At 42.4% G+C, this 19,421-nt stretch carries 12 protein-coding genes; all 12 read right to left on the bottom strand.

Going from position 1 to position 19,421, the window contains the following annotated elements; translation table 11 throughout:
- Positions 1–84: 84 nt before the first annotated feature.
- The gene (locus RB604_RS03670; RefSeq protein WP_007479657.1) at positions 85–1,431 is read right to left on the bottom strand and encodes a T9SS type A sorting domain-containing protein; all 1,347 of its coding nucleotides are present in this window, start codon (positions 1,429–1,431) and stop codon (positions 85–87) included.
- Positions 1,432–1,545: 114 nt separating this feature from the next.
- Positions 1,546–3,516: a cellulase family glycosylhydrolase gene (locus tag RB604_RS03665; protein WP_055293850.1), complete on the bottom strand. Its 1,971-nt coding sequence runs from the start codon at positions 3,514–3,516 to the stop codon at positions 1,546–1,548.
- 45 nt (positions 3,517–3,561) lie between these two features.
- Complete coding sequence (locus RB604_RS03660) at positions 3,562–5,049, bottom strand: T9SS type A sorting domain-containing protein (RefSeq protein ID WP_055293847.1); 1,488 nt, start codon at positions 5,047–5,049, stop codon at positions 3,562–3,564.
- A gap of 18 nt (positions 5,050–5,067) precedes the next feature.
- Positions 5,068–7,353: a GH92 family glycosyl hydrolase gene (locus RB604_RS03655; RefSeq protein ID WP_055293845.1), complete on the bottom strand. Its 2,286-nt coding sequence runs from the start codon at positions 7,351–7,353 to the stop codon at positions 5,068–5,070.
- Between the two features lie 2 nt (positions 7,354–7,355).
- Complete coding sequence (locus RB604_RS03650; RefSeq protein ID WP_005928317.1) at positions 7,356–7,805, bottom strand: hypothetical protein; 450 nt, start codon at positions 7,803–7,805, stop codon at positions 7,356–7,358.
- A 38-nt stretch (positions 7,806–7,843) separates the two neighbouring features.
- Complete coding sequence (locus tag RB604_RS03645) at positions 7,844–9,481, bottom strand: RagB/SusD family nutrient uptake outer membrane protein (protein ID WP_055293843.1); 1,638 nt, start codon at positions 9,479–9,481, stop codon at positions 7,844–7,846.
- Positions 9,482–9,493: 12 nt separating this feature from the next.
- Positions 9,494–12,307 carry a SusC/RagA family TonB-linked outer membrane protein gene (locus RB604_RS03640; RefSeq protein ID WP_005928323.1) on the bottom strand — a complete coding sequence of 938 codons (2,814 nt, stop codon included), beginning with the start codon at positions 12,305–12,307 and terminating at the stop codon, positions 9,494–9,496.
- A gap of 50 nt (positions 12,308–12,357) precedes the next feature.
- On the bottom strand, positions 12,358–14,016 hold the full coding sequence (locus RB604_RS03635; RefSeq protein WP_005928326.1) for a RagB/SusD family nutrient uptake outer membrane protein: 1,659 nt from the start codon (positions 14,014–14,016) through the stop codon (positions 12,358–12,360).
- Positions 14,017–14,022: 6 nt separating this feature from the next.
- Positions 14,023–17,067, bottom strand: a complete 3,045-nt coding sequence (locus tag RB604_RS03630) for a SusC/RagA family TonB-linked outer membrane protein (protein ID WP_005928330.1) — start codon at positions 17,065–17,067, stop codon at positions 14,023–14,025.
- A gap of 11 nt (positions 17,068–17,078) precedes the next feature.
- Entirely contained in the window at positions 17,079–17,603 is a 525-nt protein-coding gene (locus RB604_RS03625; RefSeq protein ID WP_005928333.1) for a hypothetical protein, read from the bottom strand.
- A gap of 12 nt (positions 17,604–17,615) precedes the next feature.
- Positions 17,616–18,065: a hypothetical protein gene (locus RB604_RS03620; RefSeq protein WP_055293841.1), complete on the bottom strand. Its 450-nt coding sequence runs from the start codon at positions 18,063–18,065 to the stop codon at positions 17,616–17,618.
- A 116-nt stretch (positions 18,066–18,181) separates the two neighbouring features.
- Positions 18,182–19,336 carry an MFS transporter gene (locus tag RB604_RS03615; protein WP_021937294.1) on the bottom strand — a complete coding sequence of 385 codons (1,155 nt, stop codon included), beginning with the start codon at positions 19,334–19,336 and terminating at the stop codon, positions 18,182–18,184.
- Between the last annotated feature and the right edge of the window lie 85 nt (positions 19,337–19,421).

The raw sequence follows: 19,421 nt of genomic DNA, 5'->3' as shown, positions 1-19,421 counted from the left end.
CTAAAAAAGACTCCCTGATACATGAATATATAGTTCGCTACTTATGTATCAGGGAGTATTCATACCTATTGATAAAACTTTATACTATTTATTTACAATACTTCTTGCTACAATTTCTCCATTTACCGTTTGTATTTTTACAATGTACATACCCTGAGGCAATGCCATAGAACATTCATTCATGTTTCCTGCCTTTTCTGCAACAAGGGTTCCGGCTGCTGTATACACATCCACCTTGTTCAGGTTGTTTCCTTTGACATAGATGCTTCCGTCGGTGGAGTATACAGCTATGCCGCTCTTGTTATCCTTTAATTCATTGATACCGGTGCTGACCTCTTCGCGTGCATCAAATTCGTCATTTAAAATAATTTCGTCAATGTAGAATTTTCCAGCCGGATTATCCCAGTTATCTTCTCCATTAAAGCCAAACAGGAATTCGATTGCAGAGATTGTTTCACCTTTCAATTCAGAGATATCGAATACAAAGTCCTCCCAACTGGTAGCGTCATAAGGCATATATTCGGATCTGGCCTGATTACCCATATGGTCTTTTACAATTACTCGTACTGTCTGCCCGCCGGTATACATCATTATATGCAGGTTGGTATTCGGATATTCGGCTTTCACCAAGCCGTTGATAGGCAGTTGCAAAGCATGCCACCAAACCGCAGATGCCGGCTTATCATAACACAAAACCTTTTTTGTTAAATTTACAGCCTCAGAAGACGGATTATCGACTACCGTGCAAGAAGCATTCGGATCCATCGAACTCCATTCCATCAGATTTTTTGCAGTCATGTCCGGATCATCAAAATTCGCGATGTCTGTAATCTCAAGTATTTGTGCTCCATCCGGATAGGAAGAATCCATCAACTGAAAATCATCCAATAAATATTTGGTTTCCGGTACGGCGCCCGGACCGTTCCATTGTAATTCGGGTTGTATGACAATTTTGCTGATTCCCTTGCCTGCCTGGACATAAGAGGTAAGATCAAATACAAAATCTTCCCAGCAATTTGCTTTTGTATTATTGAATTGTGCTTGGAAATGTCCGTCCTGTGTGCCTTTTTCGTCATAAACATGCACTTCACTGGCATCTCCGATTCGGGTGCGATACATCTTAAAATGAAGATATACGTGCTTGTCGGAAGCCGGCATAAAGTATTCTCCTTCTGCCGGGGCGATGTGTAGTTTGTGCCACCAGTCATGCTGGTTGGTTGCTGTAAGGGCAAAGCATTTTTCCGATTTATTAATTCCGCTTTTCTGAGGGTTTTCTTCAACACCCATTGTTTCACTTCCGGTTCCTTCATAAGTAATGTTTTCCAATACTAAAGAACTGCCTTCGAAGTTTTCCCACATGGGGGTAGAAATTTGTGCATGAATACCTAATGCAAACAACGCTGTACATAAAGTAATAATTTTCCTTTTCATGATAAGTTATTTAAAGTTATACAATCTGTTTTGAAAACGGCTGCAAGGTAGCGAGGAATAGAAAAACGGAGATTCACACTTGTAACATTCACTCGCTACCTGGTAACAACCTACTTATTTTATGTATTTTATGCCCGTTACAGACATTGGAGCGAGGGTTATGACACTTTTTTTATCAGTGGAAATAATATTCTCACCATTTATTCCTTTTTCGGTATAAGTTACTGTATGCTTCTCGATTCTCGAATGGTCTGAATTGGAAGAAAGGGCCACTTTTATAGGTGTCTGGTGATTGTTTATGAGGACTGTGGAGTATTCTCCTTCAGCATTTATGATTGAAAGTACATTCAAATGCTCTGCTGCTTCTGCATAATCGGTCTGTACAACGCGGTTTTCGCCTTTTCCCAATCCGAGCGTTTTGGAAAGTAGAGTAAATACATATGCTTTGGGCAGTAGTTTTCCTTCTTTGCTTCGAACGTCCCAACTATAAAGCCCGTGTGCATCCGATGAAATTCCCTGTTCTGTTGTTCCGTTTTCGGCAAATGCCTGCAAATAATTCCAATGCATGGCTCCTGTCAGCCCGTCGCGCATCCAGTTGACGAGACAGTTGGCTACAAAGAGGTGTGATTTTGAGCCGGTATAGGTTATGGAATCTGCAGCGTTACTGATAGATGTGCTCCATTCGGTGAAATAAACCGGCAGGTTGGCGTATCCGAATTTCCCTAACAGATTTTTGACTCTTGTTACAGTTTCCTGTTCCGTAGGAATACCATAATCGCCATATACATGATGAGAATAAAAATTAAAGTTATCCTTGTTTATACGTTTATCCGCGAAGAAATCACGATTGGTGCTGCCACCGACTCCACCGTCGGAATGAGTGACAACAGAGGTTCCTCCCATCGGCATATCCGGCGTAATTTCCCGTACCACCTTTACACAGGTCATATAGATATCTGCCAATGCCGCACCGGCCGATGCATAAGGACTTTTATCAATGGTCATGAAATATCCCGGTTCGTTGTATACTTCTACCCAGTCTATATATTTGTGATAACGGCTATATACCTTACGCACAATATCGGCATAAACATCGAGGTCCATAGGAACCCCTTTACTGGTACCGTTGTATGCCAGCCATCCCGGACAATAGGCAATGATCATCATTACTTTCATGCCGCTTTTCTTAGCCCGGACTGCCAGTTCTAAATCCGAAAAATCCCATGTATCGGGGTTTTGTACATCGTTGACGTTATTGATGTAATCTTGATAGGTAATATTTGCCGGTAAGATTTTTTCAAGCCACATATCGCAACGGATACAATTGAAACCGGCATCCGTCAGCTGGGGTAATATTTTATGGGAATGAGGGAGCGACGGATTCTGGCATCCTCCGAAGAGCATATTTCCGCATGTATTATTCACTTGGCCAAAATCGACGGAGACTTTTAACGCATCATCGATCTCGTCGTCGGTAGTGAACAGCACTTCGCTCAATCCGAAGGCATTTCCACCCCAATTACCGTTGTTTATCGTTTTTGAAATAAGAAAACGGACATATTGTGCTTGTACACCGGATAAGTTTATCGGAGAATTTTTCCCATCATTCAAATTAGTTGCTTTCAGTTCGCTCGTACCCGAAGCCTGCGCCAACTGAAACGGATAAGATGCATCCATCGTATAACCGGGCTCTGCCGGAGCCGGTAACTCAGTCCAATTCGTTTTGTCTGTGGAATATTCAATGCGCATATTCTTCACTCCTTTATTCAGATTGTCCGGCTGATTGAAATTCCAGATATACAGATTCTGTAAATGATATGATTTTTTCAGGTCAAATGTCAGTTTCACATCTCCTAAAACTCCTGTTCTGCTACACCACATGGTAGAACCGTTTGAAGCATTGTCGTGAAAAGCGTTGGCCGAATTTTCCGATAACCCCGAATTGTTTACTAAATTCTCTGAGAGCATGATACCGTCCGAATTACTGGCAGATACTCCCACAAAAGGAATTGTGTTTGTGCTGCAAACCGTGTTTAACGGGAGCAGCCCCCAAACAATAAGTAATGCATAACCTATTTTATTCATACTATTCTGATTAAATTCTATTTATAAAATTGAATGGATACAGCTTTACAATACAATCTTCATTGTCTCGTTGTGCCCGTCTTTATTGACAACAATCAGGTAAACTCCCTTTGGGTATTCTTGTAAACTAATAGATTGTGAATAGTCTCCCGAAGTGTTCTGTTCGGTTAATAAATCGATACCCGAAAGGTTTTTGATACTGACATGCTCCCAATCTCCGGAGATCGATAAGTTTTTTGTATCGGGAGCATAGTATAGCTTCAGTTGTTTGGAAGATGTTATTTCTTCCACTGAACTCGGAAGATCGCCCGTAGTGAATGTCAGTGTTTCTCCTTCTATTTTAATGTCGGAGATTGCAATATCCGCCCGGTCGCCATTACTAATAAAAGGATAGGGATTGGAAGCCGCACTAAATATGTTTCTTCCGTTTATATCCGAGAATAATGCTTCATTCAGATCACCGGCCTGGTCGATTTCTCCGTCTTTCCGGAATACATAAAACTCTGGAACCGGCTCTGTGGAACCGTTTTTATCAGTATGTACCCGATAAATTAATAATCCGGACTCGGGTAAATGCCTTTCATAAGCGTTTTGGTTGTTACGGTATTCTAAAACAAAGAATTCTGTCGGATCATCTGTCAGAATCTTATAAGCATTCTTTTCCGGTTTATCGGCAGAATTCAAAGTGTAGGTAGCATGGCTTCTGATAGCCGGGATATCTTCTACCCATGTACCTCCGGAATATTTCCAACGGTTGTATACCAACGGAAGAGTCAGTTCCGGCCCGTCCATCACATCCCACATGCCGACAGGGCGGGGATATTCCGAACGGGAGCGATACAGATAAGGGAAGCCCAGTTCGTTCAGTAAGAAACGGCAATGAGTGGCCAGAGAGCTACGTTCATAAAGAATGGTATATTTCTTTATTTTCTTTCCTCCCAGTTCAATATCTCCGTTGGCATTTATAAAACGTTCGGACAGTTCTCCATTCTGAGGTGAATGTACTCCTTTGTCCGTGCCACGGCTTCCGCCTCGGAAAACCATTACGAAATCATCTATATATCCATCGGCGTCCCGGTCGTATAGATTGCCGTCTACCTGTGAAGTTATTTTTTCTGCAAGTTCTCTTATGATAAAACCGATTGAAACGTCTGCAAGTCCTGCACTGATATCTTTCCCTTTACATTCCGGAAAACTTTTTGACCAGTCACTGTCATAACAGTAAAAACAGTATTTCAATTCATAAGAGTGTTCCGAAGACGTTGGCTCGTTCATTGGGAAAATGGAAGAGTTTATTTTCAATTTCCCATTAGACAGGGCCTTGAAATAAGATTGTACCGACATTTCACCCGGACCGTTAAAGAACTCCTCATAATAACTCTGCGGTTCTTCGAAGTCCGGATCATTTTGGAAACGGGCGAGAACAACAATTCTATTTCTTTCGTCCGTTCGGCTATCGCCGGTATCGGCAGCTACCAGACTGGCAGTATGCCCAAGCAACAAATAACAAATAATAAATCTTATCACTTTCATAATCAATCCTTTCGTATGTTATAAAGGTTCATTACCCATCTCAAGTTCCAATCGTCCGCCATTCACCAATGCGCTAAACGGAATACGGAAATTCTTTAACAGCTTTCCATTTAACCGGGCACTACGGATATAGCGGTTTTCAGGTGAGTTATTCACTGCCTCTATCACAAACTCTTTACCCGGATAATAGCGGGAATCCAGAGCAATGGTAATTTTATTGAATAGAGGAGAGGTTATATCGAGTTCCGAATCAGCAGTTACGCCCCCATCCATTTCGAACAGGCCCATAGCCGACATGACAAACCAGCCGCCCATCTGACCTTCATCTTCATCTCCTTCCCAGCCTTTATAGGGAGAGTCGCCATAGAACCGGTCGAGTATCTCTCTTGTGTAATTCTGGCATAAAGAAGGTTTATCCAGATAGTTGAATATAAATGCAGAGTTCATATTCACTTCATTTCCCTGATTGATATAAAACTCGGCCGATTGCCCCATGGTACGGTCGAATACGTGTGCGGCAAAATTGTGTTTTCTCGACTTTTCAAATCCGTCGGACAATCGTTCCAATGCTTTTTCCTTTCCAATCAGTTTTATCAGTCCTTTGATATCATGAGGTACATACCAGGAGTATTGCCAGGAATTTCCTTCAATGAAACCGGCATTGGAGAATACATCGAACTGATCGTCCCAGTTCCCCAATGAGTCTCTGCGGCATACATACTTGTATTCGGGATGAAATACGTTTTTATAGTTCATGGAACGTTTTTCCAGAAAGGTGGCATCCTTTTTCTTACCGAGTGCTTTTGCCAATTGTGATACACAGAAGTCATCATAAGCATAATCCAGTGTCTTGGATACCACATTTATCTCGCTGGGCATATAGCCGTATCGAGCATAAGCATCCAGATCGATCTGACCGTAGGTTCCTCCGCAGGGATGTTCGCCACCGGGATTCGTTACCATTTTGTGAACGGCTTCGTAAATGGCATCCCCGTCTTTACGTATCTTTTTCTGATAGGCCGCTACCATCAGGGCAACTTCGTGGGAGCCTTCCATGATGCCGGAATACTCAATGCCGGCCGGTCCTTTACTTGTCCAACCGGTATGTCGATACATTTCTAACTGTGTTGTCACCCAATTGTCTATAATCTCCGGAGAGACGATAGACCATAAACCATTCAGGTTCCAATAAGAATTCCAGAAGGCATCTCCTCCGTACATGGCCTGTCCCGGTTTCAACTGCTGTATGTTTTCACAGGCATCCCGGTATTTGCCATCTATGTCATTCCAAGTTTGCTTGCCTGCATAGGCACGATACAGGTTGGTGTAGAATTTACGTTTGTCCTGCTCTTTTCCTCCTTCTACTTTGATCTTTCCCAACAGGCTGTTCCAGGTTTGACGTGCATTGTTTACACATGCTTCGAAATCCCATCCGAAAGGTCGGATCATTTCTTTCTCCAGATTCTGCCTGGCTCCTTCTATGCTGACTAATGACAGCCCCGTCTGTATCAGGATTTCTTCATTCTCTGCTGTCTTGTAAGTCACGTAAGCTCCCATTTCGTCCGAACCGGAAATTTTGTTTATATTCTCTGTTACTTCCGTGCCTTTCCAACCATTGAAAGAGTCGAATGGCTTGCTGAAACGGATAGAGAAATACAATGTCCAATCATTCCAACGGCTCCAAGCACCCGATACGCATTTGGCGTATCCTTCAATCCGGGTGTCGCTTACTTGTTCTATAGTTGCTTCTTTCACCGAGAATCCGTAATCCCATTCGGTAGGGAACAAAAGGTCCATCAGAATCCTGGAATCGGTACATTCCGGGAATATGTATTTCTGGAAGCTGCAACGGGTAGTGGCTGTCATGGCAGCCTTTACCCGATGGTCATACAACTCTACTTCGTAATATCCCGGAGACGCTTTTTCCGTCTCTTTTAATATACGTGAATGATAGCCGGCATTAGCCCCTTTGTAGGGAGCGTCCGGTCCCGGATTTTCGATGGTAAAATCTGCGGTTGCAGGCATCATCGACAGGCCGCCCATTGTCCAGGCATGAATGTGGCTGAATGCCGAAACACTGTTAATGGCATATTCGTATCCGCCCATCCAGCGATTACCTTGGTTATCCGGGCCGATTTGTACCATACCAAACGGCATTTGTGCATAGGGGCCGAGCATCCAGCGTGAATTGGAAGTTCCGATGAAACAATCTACATAATCTACCGGCTCTTTCCCGTTAGCATTCGTTTGAAATGCTGTGAACAAACAGCATAGAAAAACAGTCAATTTATACTTTACCTGCATAATTACTTCACTTTTATATAGAAATAAAAAATATTCTTGTTCTTAACCCCGTCATAGCAGGTCAAAGAGATCTTATGATAACGTTGTTTGATATTGAATTTTGTTCCGTCATGTTTGGTATATACTTCATCCCATTCATACAAGGCATTCAAGGGCACTGTTATCTTATATGTATAGTCGTATCCGGTTGTTCTTGAAACTTCGTCGACGGATATTTCGTCTTTCAAATTCCAGTCGGCATATTCCAGCCCCAGATAGGCAATGCCGCTTTCGTCTTTTATGAATGCTTTTATTTCCACATTTTCTCCCCGTGCCACTTCAAAGGTATCTCTGGCAATATCGGCCTGAGGAGAATAGTAGTCAACTCCTTCATTTAAATCCCGGTCGCAGGAACATATAAGCATGACTGTCAGTAGCATGCTTATGGCGGATGTTATTTTATGAAAACTCATGTTCATCGGTCTATTTAATTTGTTCTGATATTATATTCTTACCATCCCGGATTCTGATCCAGTTTGCTGTTCTTTTGAAGTTCCGACTGGGGAATCGGGTAATAGTTCATTTTCGGTTCAAACACCCGCTCTTCAACAACGAATGTCTCATACGAAGCTTTTTCATTTTCCATCGTAATTCTCATGCCGTGAATAGGTTGATTGAAATAGGTCTGTCCTTCTTCCCAACGGCGTACATCCCAAAAACGATGTTCTTCAAAAGCTAGTTCTACTCGTCTCTCATTCCTGATCCGTGCACGCATTTCTTCTTTGGATAAGTTCATGCGTATGTTCAGTTGGGGGATTTTGGCCCTCTTGCGTATCAGATTGACAGCATCGTATATGGACTGGTCCGGAGCATCCAGATATTCGTTCATCGCTTCGGCGTAGTTTAGCAGAATTTCCGCATATCGGAACAATATCCAGGGACGGCGGCGTTTCTGGTCTTTTGATAAGTCCAGATTCTGGTCGATGAACTTCCGCATATAGTATCCGGTTTTGGTTGCCGTAGGCGTCTTGTTCAGTCCGTCTTTTCCACCGACAAATGTTTCGATCGGAGTGCCGCTAAATTTTAATCCGTTGTAGGCAACTGAATATTCCATACGGGGATCGCGCCCTTTATACGGGTTCTCCGGATCATAACCGGAACGGGGATCATCGATCGGATATCCTTTCGTTGTTTCGTAAGCATCTACCAGTTCTTGAGTCGGGTTGGTATATCCTTTTCCGCCATAGCTAATCGGGTTATTGTATAATTCTACCTCATTAGAGTTGTCCGAACTCGTAGCAAAGAGAATCTCAATATTATAGGGAGTGGTAAAGACGGAGTAATAAGCACTTAGCAAACCGACTTGTGAAGGGTTCTTTACCTGTATATCCATTATCTCTTTGGCTGCGTCTGCCGCATCTTTCCAAAGTTGTTTATCTTCATCCGGATTGTTTAGTTTACTGGCTAAATAGAGTAATGCCCTCGATTTCAGTGCCAATGCAGACAGCTGGGTGGCGCGTCCATAGTCGGCAGATTCTTTTTTGAAATCATCTAAATAAGTGGTTGCATTTTCGCAATCCCGGACGATAAATTCTATAGCTTTTGCAAAGGTAGACTGCTTGATTGTTTTTGCCTCTTCTTCTGTCAGTACCTTATCGACCAGTTGAATGTTTGAGAAACGCTTGGCCAGCTCAAAATGATAAAAGGCTCTTAAAAACAGGGCTTCGCCCTTCATGCGTTTATAAGTGGCTTTGGTCTGTTCGTTTTTATCAATCAACCCTGCCTCTTTGATGGTTGTTTCCAGCTCCTGCAAAAACATATTCGTCTTGCGGATGCCGGCATACATCGTTTTCCAGATTTCTTCTTCCGGATTATAAAAAGGAGTGATGGCTCCATTGTTGTAGCTGTGTACCGCGGAGCCGGAATAAGAACAGATCGCTTCGTCTGAAGCACAGGCGAACATGGCGTGGTCCAGACGGTTGAAACCGTTAATCAGTTCCCGGTAGGTACTATTCAGGAATCCCTGGGCAAACCGTTCGTCAGTGAAGATGTCGTCTTTGTCCAGATTTGTATCTATATCCTTGTCCAGAATATCACATGACCCTAAAAACAAGGTTGATAAGATTAATAATTTAGATATGTATTTCATATGGCCCTAAATTTAAAATTTCATATTTATACCAATGTTGAAAGAACGCATCATAGGATACCCGGTAACGCCTGCATCTACTACTTCCGGGTCGAGGTTGTATTTACCTAATTTATCTATGCTAAGCAGATTTTGCCCATTGACATAAAGGCGGAGTTGCTTAATGTTCACTTTCCTCAAAACGGAAGAAGGTAACTGATACCCCAATTCCACATTGCTTAATCTCAGGAAGTTACCGTTTTTGATCCAAAATGAAGAAGAACGGTAGTTATTCAGATTGTTCTCTGTTGTCAGGCGTGGGAAGGTGGCATCCGATTCACGCACTCCTTTTTCCCAGGCTCCATAGGCCAGTGCTGTCACCTTATTATTATTTTGCAAAGCCCATACTGCCGCATTGTTCAGATAAACCGAACGGTTTGCTACTCCTGAAAGTACTGCAGAGAAATCAAATCCGGCATAATCTACTCCCAATGATAATCCCATGGTCACTTCCGGGACAGTCGGTTTCCCTATAGGTATTTCATCATAAGAGTTTATGTGATTATCCTCATCCGGATTCTGGTTCTTGTATTTTAAATCTCCGGGACGAATTTTATAGAAAGTGGAGATGGGGCTGTTTTTTATATCGTCTTCATTCATGTAAAAACCTAAGGCTTCCAATCCCCATAGCTGGGCTACGGATTTTCCGGTTCTCCTTTGATATTCCTTCAGACCTTCCACTTCATCCATTGCCAGAATCTTGTTTTTTGCCAATGAGACGTTTGCCTGAACAAAATAACCTACTTTGTTGATACGTTTTTGATGCATCAACGATACTTCCATACCCCGGTTGACTACCGTACCGATGTTCACATACGGGAATGGAGCACCGATGATCCAGGAGGAAGTATTCTGTTTCTCCGAAACGATATCCGAACGTTTATGCCAGAAGGCATCGACAGTGACTGATAAGCTCGAAAATAATTCCAGATCGATACCTACATTTAAATTCCGGGTCGTTTCCCATGTCAAATCGGGATTAGGCAAACGGCCCTCCCAAGCTCCGTCACTCCAGGCAAAGCCACTACCGAAGATGTAACCGCCACTGGACTGATCAAAGCCCGACCAATGAGACTGATAGGCATAACGGTCAAAACCGGTTTTACAGTTTCCGGCTTCTCCATAGGAGGCTCTCAGTTTCAAATAATTCACCGCTTTGGTATTGAAGAAGGATTCATTGGATATGATCCACGCTCCGGCGATGCTTGGGAAAAAGCCGAAACGGTGTCCCGGTGCATATTCATCACTGCCGTCATAAGCGAAACTGATTTCACCGACATATCTTTTGTCAAAACAGTAAGTCAGTTTGCCATCGACTCCTTGACGCGCATAAGCGGGATTGTCACCCTGTACAAATAATTGAGACTGATAATAGCGGGCATCGGCATAGACTTCGTGTTTTCCAAAAATACGGTCATAAGAGAAACCTGCATTAAAGGCCAGTTGATATTGATAATAATCGTATAATTTCTCTTGAGCCAATGACAATTGTTTGTCTTCTCCATACACAGAGTATGTGTTATCTCTCTGTAGTTCATAAGTTGCATAATTGCTCGTTTTACCGGTACCATATCCCGATACTCCGTCAAAAGCAACCATGGCACGTACTCCCAATCCTTTTGTCACGATATCCAGTTTTTGTTTTGCCTGTGCTTTCACTTGCAATACTTTGTTTCTGTCTTTCCGGTATCCGGTGTGGGAAATCATTCCATAAGGATTTTGCCTGTATTGCGAAGTACCTGCTATTTTCCCATCCTCGTAAGTGATCGGCATGGCATTGGGAGCAATTGTAGACAATACATTGAAGATATCCGAAGAAGTGCTGTTAGGCATATTCTTGTCTTCTATTCTTCCGGCCAGGTCCAATGATACATCCAGCGACTTTGTGACGGCAGCATCGATATTCGAACGGATATTATACCGGTTGTAATTTACATTCGTATTAAATCCGGAATTTATATCGGTATATTTATAAAGCCCGTCTTTACCTAAGAAACTGAATAATACAAAATATTTGACCTGCTCCGTACCTCCCCGGACAGACACCTTATATTGCTGTTGGGGAGTGCTGTTTTTCAAAAAAGAAGAATACCAGTCTACGTCGGGAAATAAATAGGGGTTCTGAGTCCCGTCATAAATTCCCGGGTTATATTTTTCGTCCGACGGTACCGGTAGTCCGTCGTTCTGTAATGCTTTGTTGTAAAGAGAGACATATTCACGGGAGGGCAAAAAATCCGGTAGCCGTGTAGGTTGTTGAAAGCCGTATTGAGCTGTCAGAGAAATCTCGGGTTTACCGATAATTCCTCTTTTGGTTGTTACAAATACGGTTCCGTTGGCTCCTCTCTGTCCGTATCGGGTATTGGCGGCACCATCTTTGAAAATGGAAATCGATTCTATCTCTTCAATATCCATCTGACTGATGTCCCGTTCTACGTCGTCTACTAAGAAGAGAGGTGAACGGAACTGTCCATATGTTCCGATACCGCGTATATAAATATCCGAGAGGCTGTTTCCCGGTTCGTCTCCCGTCTTGCGTAAGATCGTTAATCCGGAAGCTTTGCCGGTCAATGCATTCTCTAAATTGGAGGCCGATGCCTTATCCAGATCTGAATAACGGATTGTCGATACGGCCGATGTCTGCAAATACTTTTCGTTGCTTGTCTTATTTTTTATGGTATCCTGCACCGCTTTTTCACTCTTTTGCGAAAAAACCGGAAGGGAAAAACAAGCTATCGTAAGGGCCAGACATAAAAGTCTGAAAGATAAATGCCCGATAAAATATTTCATATTCTTACTTATTTTCAATTAATACTATTTACACATTCGAAAATGTATCATTAATAATTATTCCATCCGGGATTTTGCTGGTATAAGGGGTTTTTATCCATGTCACTCTTAGGAATAGGGTACAGATTCATTTTGTCCGTAAATATTCGGTCTTCGAAAACAACTTTGTTGTAGGTATAGCTATTGTCACTGTTTTTCGTGATTTCCATTTCGTACATCGGACCGTTGAAGTAAGTCTCCCCGTCTTTCCATCTGCGTACATCCCACCATCGGTGTTCTTCAAAGGCAAGTTCTATCGCCCGCTCATTCTTGATACGTTGCCGCATGGCGGTTTGAGACAGACCTTGGGGTAAAGCAGGCATGCCGCTTCTTTTACGGACAGCATTCACAGCATTGTACACTTCGGTAGAAGGAACAGGAAGGCTCTCATTCAACGCTTCTGCATAATTTAAATACATCTCGGCCAAGCGGAAGTAAATCCAGTTGTGATAAGCTTTATTGGATGATTTTTCATTCAAACTTTCCGGTAAATATTTGCGTACATAGTATCCGGTGCGGCATCTGTCTTTGGAAAGACGGTGTTTACCACCCATATACAGTTCTGCAGTGATTCCTTGCCATATACTTCCGTTGTAGATAACCGTTTTGTAAAAACGGGGATCTCTGTTCTTGTAGGGATCTTGTGCATCATAGCCCGAATCCTCGTCCGTGATCGGTTTACCGTTATTCATCTCGTATAAGTCTACAAAATTCTGTGTAGGAGCTACGGCACCTACTCCGCCGAATCCTTCGCCGGAAGGCGCCCAAACTTTTATCTCGCTGCTGGTGAAGCCAACAGGAACATTATTATACCAGAATATCACTTCTGAGTTCCCTTCATCGGGGCGCAGCAGGAATACTTTCTCATAGTCGGCTGCTCCGTTGCCACGATCGAACAGGCGATAGGCCGGGTTACCGTCTTCATCTTTCAAATTCAGTACATCTGCAGCCGCTTCATAAGCAAGCTTCCATTTTTCCGGATTCGTATTTTCTTTATCCCACAACGGGCTTGCTGCATATAAGAGTACCCGGGCTTTCAGTGCCATGGCAACTCCACGGGTAATGCGTCCCTGTTCGTTTTCATTTACCGTTACCGGTAATAGCCCGATAGCCTGTTTTAAGTCTTCCAAGATAGCGTTTACGCATTCCATGTAACTGTTTCGCGGTAAGCTGAGATTGTCATTCGGATACAAAAGTTTATCATTTAGAATGGGCATGCCGCCATATCGTTTGATGATTTCGTGGAAGAAGAAAGCACGCAGAAAAAGAGTTTCGCCTAATAATCTTTCTCTCATCTCTTGACTCGGGAAAGGAATGATGTCTTTCTTGGATAAGAAGACATTTGCTTTGCGGATACCTTCATAGTTGCGGGTCAACTGATTATCTACATCATCATACGAACCGACATTGAATGAATTACTGGTATTCCAACCGAAACGTGATTCTGCTTCATCCGTAGCACAGGCTATAGGAGCCGGATCAAAACTTCCGAGCACATTGAAGCCTTTCAGTAGATTGGTGTAAATATCGGCTTGAAATTTATAGGCGGTTTCGTAATTGGTGAATATCTTGTTTTCGTCCAGATTTAAATCCGGTGCCCGGTCCAAATAGTCATCACAGCCGTAAAAGAGAATGGCTAACAGGCAGGAGAATATTTTATATGTTCTCATAATATCCTAAAAATTAATATTTAAACCAAAGTTATATGCTTTCATTGGCGGCATGTTTGCCGCTCTGTTGTCTCTGTTGTCCGGATCAAGATAAGGTTCTTTGGCCCAGGTTGCCAAGTTCAGAGCCGAGAAATAAATGCGGATTGTCTTTATAAAGGCTTTTTCCGTTATTTTTTTAGGAAGGGTATAGCCGATATCGAGATTCTTTAGCCGTATGTAACTTCCATCGGACAAAGTATAATCGGCGCCGGCTTCATTATTTTGGTATTTTCCGTACATTTGGGTGTATTTGGCATTTGCATCTCCCATTTCCGGAGTCCAATAAGACCAATGTTTATCGTACACGTTGTCTCCGTTGGAAAAGGCCCACATCGCTTCCCAATTCTTGTCGAAAGAGACGTGAGTGGAACCTTGAAACAGTACGCCGACATCAAATCCTTTATAGGATAAGGACAAGTTGATACCGTATTGTATCTCGGGTACCAACGGATAACCGGTCCTTATAAAATCGGCACGGTCGATTACTCCGTCACCATTGATATCCTTGTATTTCAGATCTCCCGGATGTACTTCCGTATTTCCTTCCAGAGCTAATTGGGAAGGACTTCTTTCTATATCGTCATAGTCTTGAAAATAACCCAAGGTGATCAGTTTCAAAGGGGTGTCGATGGGATATCCTTCCGGGCGCTGATAAGGTAAAACACCGAGAGGAGTACCCATATCGATCACTTTGTTTCTTGCAAAACTCATGTTTCCTTTGATGGAATATGAGAAATCGGGGCCGATGAAGCGGCTGTGATTTACTTCTAATTCCACTCCCTGATTTTGTACAATACCGATATTGGCCGGAGAGAATACGGTTCCCACGTAAGACGGCATTGTTTGTACCTGTGTCAGGATATCCGATCTCCTTTCATGGAAATAATCAATATTGAAAGTCAGGGCATTGTTGAAAAGGCCGGCCTCCAAACCGATATTCAATTTTCTGGAAGTTTCCCAAGAGACATCTTTGTTGGCTACACGTCCCTGGCGTATACCTTGAACGCGGTTGTCGCCAATACCGAATATATAGGAGTTGTCTGTGTTGCTGGTATCAACATATTCGTATTGTTGAAGATAAATGAACCGTGCTTCTGTGCTGGTATTGGCTACCGGGTCGTATGCCCAGACGCGATCATTACCGACCCAGCCTAAAGAACCTCTGATTTTCAGACTATTCATAATCTTGCTGATATTGGATTTTTTATAGAAAGGTTCATTTGAAATAACCCAGCCTAATGCAAAAGAGGGGAATAATCCGTAACGTTTTCCTTTGGCGAAGTTTTCCGAACCGTTATAGCCGAAGTTGACTTCTGCCAGATAACGGGTGTCGTATCCATAAACAAACCGTCCTACCATACCCTGGCTTGCGTATGGCAAATCGACGTTGTATCCATGAGACAGACGGTTAAATAATATAAGAGCACTTACGTTGTGTTTTCTGAAATCATGTTCATAGGTCAGTCCGCCTTCCAGATAAATTTTCCGGAAATTGTCTACATATTGCCAGTCCCAACGCAATGGACGATTTTCTCCGTGCATGATATAGGTGTCTGTTGGGTAGAGATATTGGTAGGTAGCAACCTCTTTCCGATAAATCTTTCCATGCTTACTGTCATCATCGTATGCCACTTGTCCTCTTATGGCAAGCCCGGGAAGAAGCCAACTCAATTTATAGGTAAGGTTGAGCCCCGCTTCCAGTACGTTCCGGTTTTCTTTGAACTCTCCGGAATCACGAATCAAGGCATGTATATTGGAGTAATCTTTGTCACCGCCATAAGAGCCGTCCATGTTGAAAGCCGGATATTTACGACCGGAGTTGGCTATTGCAGCATGGTATATATCCCAACTGCTATACTGCATGGAAGTGGGATAATGGCGGTCTTCAATGCGGGCGCCTATGTTGATCGAAGCACTCAAATCTTTCGTAATGTCGAAATCCAGATTCGACCGGAAGTTATATCGGTTGAAGTTGGTGATATTGTCTCCTTTGAATGGAGAATTCTGATTAAAAAAACCGCCGGAAACGAAATAACGCATCGATTTGGTACCCCCCCGCACATTCACATTGTATTGCTGTTGTATGGAACCGGATTTCATAATCTCATCCATCCAATCCACGTCCGGGTGGGTATAAGGAGAAACTTTCGTCCGATACTTCATTAAATCTGTTGCACTGTATTCTGCTTGCTGACCGCCATTATTCAGCATTTCATTGCGCAGCAGAGCAGAACGATAGGCATCCAACGGCTTATACAACCGAATAGGAACGTTTACTGCCACTTGTGAAGTAATGGATACTTCCGGTTTACCGACAACTCCTCTCTTGGTCGTTACGATGATAACGCCGTTCGCTCCTTTCACACCATAAACGGCCGTTGCCGAAGCATCTTTTAATATATTGATGCTTTCGATCTCATTAGGATCAATTTGTGCAAAGCTCTCACGGATAATTCCGTCTACTACAATCAAAGGTTTCGTGTTTTCATTGGCGAACGTTGCTTTACCGCGGATGTAGATATCTGCTTCGTCGCGTCCGATTTCACCGGAACTTTGAACGATTGTTACACCTGAAGCTTTACCGGCTAAAGATTGGGTCAGGTTGGACGCCGGGACCGTAGTCAGCGTTTTGCTTTTTACAGTTGAAATGGAACCTACCATTGATTCCTTTTTCTGCGTACCAAAAGCAACTACGACAACTTCATCCAAGGCTACGGCAGCATCTGTTCCTAACTCTATTTTCATCTTCTTTCCGAATACGGGAGTTACGGTCTGAGCTTCGAAACCGATATAGCTGATACTCAGTTGTACATCTTTTGCAGGCACTTTTAAAGAAAAGTTGCCATCCAAATCGGTTACAACACCGATTGTAGTACCTTTTACCAGAACAGTGGCACCGATTAGAGGTTCCCCATTATTTTTATCTAATACTATTCCTTTCACTACCAGGTCTTGTGCCGACACAAAGCATGGGCAAAGGAATAATAGAAGCAATATAGTATATCCTTTCATAATATTATATTTTAATGAATTCGTCTAAACTGATAGGTGTAGGTATGCAGTTCTTTATTTTTCTTGTCTAATTCCATCGCCTCTTCAGGAGTAGCGGGTGTAGGATCTTGTTCCATCTGGGAAAACATAACTGTTTTCTTACGTTCTCCTAAGAATGTTTTTATACGAAGTTCCATTTCATTCCCTTCTAAGTGGGTTATGGTGAAACGAACCAGCACTTGAGTATATCGATAAGAATTGTCGGATGAGTTTTTACCGGCTATTTTATCCATAGACATATTCAACCAGTCTTTGTCGGTTACAAGCCATGTTCCGGCATGTTCCTTTTCAAGGCAGGGATCAAACATCCTGTAAACTCCGTTTGCTTCGAACAGAATGGAGAGGTTTTCTTCTTTATCGGTACTGCACACTTCTCCGTTGTCATAGGCGGCAACTTGTTTCCAATATCCCGACAGTCCGCTTGCCAAATCTTCATCTTTCGAGCAGGAAGAGAAAATGAATAGTAGAAATACTAAACCTAATAGATATTTATTCATGGTATTTGGTGTTTATTGATGTGATTCTTTTAATCTCAGCTTGCCATCTTCAATAATAGTTTCGACCGTTTTATACGTTTTTATATAGATGTCTAATTGCCCTGTTGCCGAATAAGTATAATATTTCAGGGTTAATCTGTTGGCTGTACGATCCTCCACGTAAAAGGTTACAGGCAATAAATCCGAAATATTCAGAATTCGGTTATTGCTTTCATAATTCCAGGCAGTTCTCAAATCTTTCGATTCACAAGGCAGGTAGAGGTAGCAAACATTTTTCTCTGTAAAATACAGTAATTCACCTTTTGCGCATTCATCCAGTTCCTGTTCTTCATCATTTGAGATTTGTGAAATCAGTTGCCATGATCCCGATAAATCGATATCGTTATCGGTCTCTTTATCGCAGGCAGTTCCTAAAAAGGAAATGAGTAATGCGCATAATAATGGGATTTTTTTCATTTTCATAATAATAAGATTTTTTACACGTCACAAAAATATTACAGAATATTATTTATATAGATTTTCCTGATAACAACTCTTCTATTCAGTGTAACATCTGCTGATGATCAGCTAATCTTTCTCTATTTTCTTGTCGCTTTTAATGCGAAAGAACAATATAGCAGATAAGTAATGCAGAGTCCGATGATCATTAGTGAACCGTTAAAACTACCTACCCATTGTGAGAAAGCGGCCATTAATGGCGGGACAACTGCTCCTCCCGATATTCCCATAATCATCAGTCCGGAAAGCTCATTTGCGCTGTCGGGATACAATTGCAATGCCTTTGAGAAAATGATACTGAATACGTTGGCGCAGAAGAAACCGACAATCGCTATGATAGCTAACAGCAACTGGCTCTCGGAAACAAAAAGCATAAAGATAAATACACATAAAGTGATAATCATACTGATCCGTAGAAACTTGATGGAAGAGAAGCGTGCCAGAATGAATGTTCCCATAAATGCACCTACGGTGCGAAAAACGAAATACAGGCTAATGCCATAACCGGCTTCGTTCAGCTCCATGCTGCAACGTTCCATTAAAAAACCGGGTATCATGACATTTAAGCCGACGTCTACTCCTACAATAAAGAGGATCCCCAAGAACAATAATAGAATCGTTTTATCTTTCAATAGGATGAGATAGGGTTTGAATGACCATAACGTATTTTTTGTAGTTTCTTTGGGTATCGGTGTGAACAATAGCCAGCAACCGACAAACAGTGTTATTAGTGCAAAAACAGGAAACATATAAATCCAGTTTCCCAGAAAACCGGCTGCCCAAACTGCAATAATCGGTCCGGCAAAAGAGGATATGGCCTTAATAAACTGACCGGCAGTCAAACTGCTGGCCAATTTGTTTTCATCCATAATATTCATCAGTAACGGATTTAATGAAACCTGTAGAATCGTATTCCCGATGCCGAGCAATGCAAAAGCAATCAGACAAGATACGTAGGAGTAATCCAATAAGGGGAGTATCATAGCCAGAACGGTAAAGCCTAAACTAATAAGCACTGTATTTTTTCTTCCTATCCGGTTCATGAAAGCACCGAACGGAACAGAAAATACAAAGAACCAGATAAAGACCATTGAAGGTAAGAAGTTCTTTTGGGTTTCGGATAAGGAAAAGTCGGATTGCATATAGTTGGATGCTATGCCGACAAGATCACAGAATCCCATAACAAAAAAGCTTGCCAAAACCGGCAATAATGCTATTACTTGAGCGCGTTTCATATAATACGCCTCCTTCCGATGCCTGCTGTAATTGTGTAATTTCCCATGTTTTCAGATTTGTTTTTTGCAAACATAGGGCTTTTGT

It is taken from the genome of Bacteroides salyersiae (genome assembly GCF_031172035.1).
Classification (GTDB): Bacteria; Bacteroidota; Bacteroidia; order Bacteroidales; family Bacteroidaceae; genus Bacteroides; species Bacteroides salyersiae.
The sequence above is the reverse complement of the archived record's forward strand: the minus strand, read 5'-3'. Positions and strand labels throughout refer to the sequence as shown.

Excerpts from the sequence above, each read along its gene's own strand:
- RB604_RS03670 (WP_007479657.1), bottom strand. The coding sequence starts at position 1,431 with ATGAAAAGGAAAATTATTACTTTATGTACAGCGTTGTTTGCATTAGGT.
- RB604_RS03665 (WP_055293850.1), bottom strand. The coding sequence starts at position 3,516 with ATGAATAAAATAGGTTATGCATTACTTATTGTTTGGGGGCTGCTCCCG.
- RB604_RS03660 (WP_055293847.1), bottom strand. The coding sequence starts at position 5,049 with ATGAAAGTGATAAGATTTATTATTTGTTATTTGTTGCTTGGGCATACT.
- RB604_RS03655 (WP_055293845.1), bottom strand. The coding sequence starts at position 7,353 with ATGCAGGTAAAGTATAAATTGACTGTTTTTCTATGCTGTTTGTTCACA.
- RB604_RS03650 (WP_005928317.1), bottom strand. The coding sequence starts at position 7,805 with ATGAGTTTTCATAAAATAACATCCGCCATAAGCATGCTACTGACAGTC.
- RB604_RS03645 (WP_055293843.1), bottom strand. The coding sequence starts at position 9,481 with ATGAAATACATATCTAAATTATTAATCTTATCAACCTTGTTTTTAGGG.
- RB604_RS03640 (WP_005928323.1), bottom strand. The coding sequence starts at position 12,307 with ATGAAATATTTTATCGGGCATTTATCTTTCAGACTTTTATGTCTGGCC.
- RB604_RS03635 (WP_005928326.1), bottom strand. The coding sequence starts at position 14,016 with ATGAGAACATATAAAATATTCTCCTGCCTGTTAGCCATTCTCTTTTAC.
- RB604_RS03630 (WP_005928330.1), bottom strand. The coding sequence starts at position 17,067 with ATGAAAGGATATACTATATTGCTTCTATTATTCCTTTGCCCATGCTTT.
- RB604_RS03625 (WP_005928333.1), bottom strand. The coding sequence starts at position 17,603 with ATGAATAAATATCTATTAGGTTTAGTATTTCTACTATTCATTTTCTCT.
- RB604_RS03620 (WP_055293841.1), bottom strand. The coding sequence starts at position 18,065 with ATGAAAATGAAAAAAATCCCATTATTATGCGCATTACTCATTTCCTTT.
- RB604_RS03615 (WP_021937294.1), bottom strand. The coding sequence starts at position 19,336 with ATGAAACGCGCTCAAGTAATAGCATTATTGCCGGTTTTGGCAAGCTTT.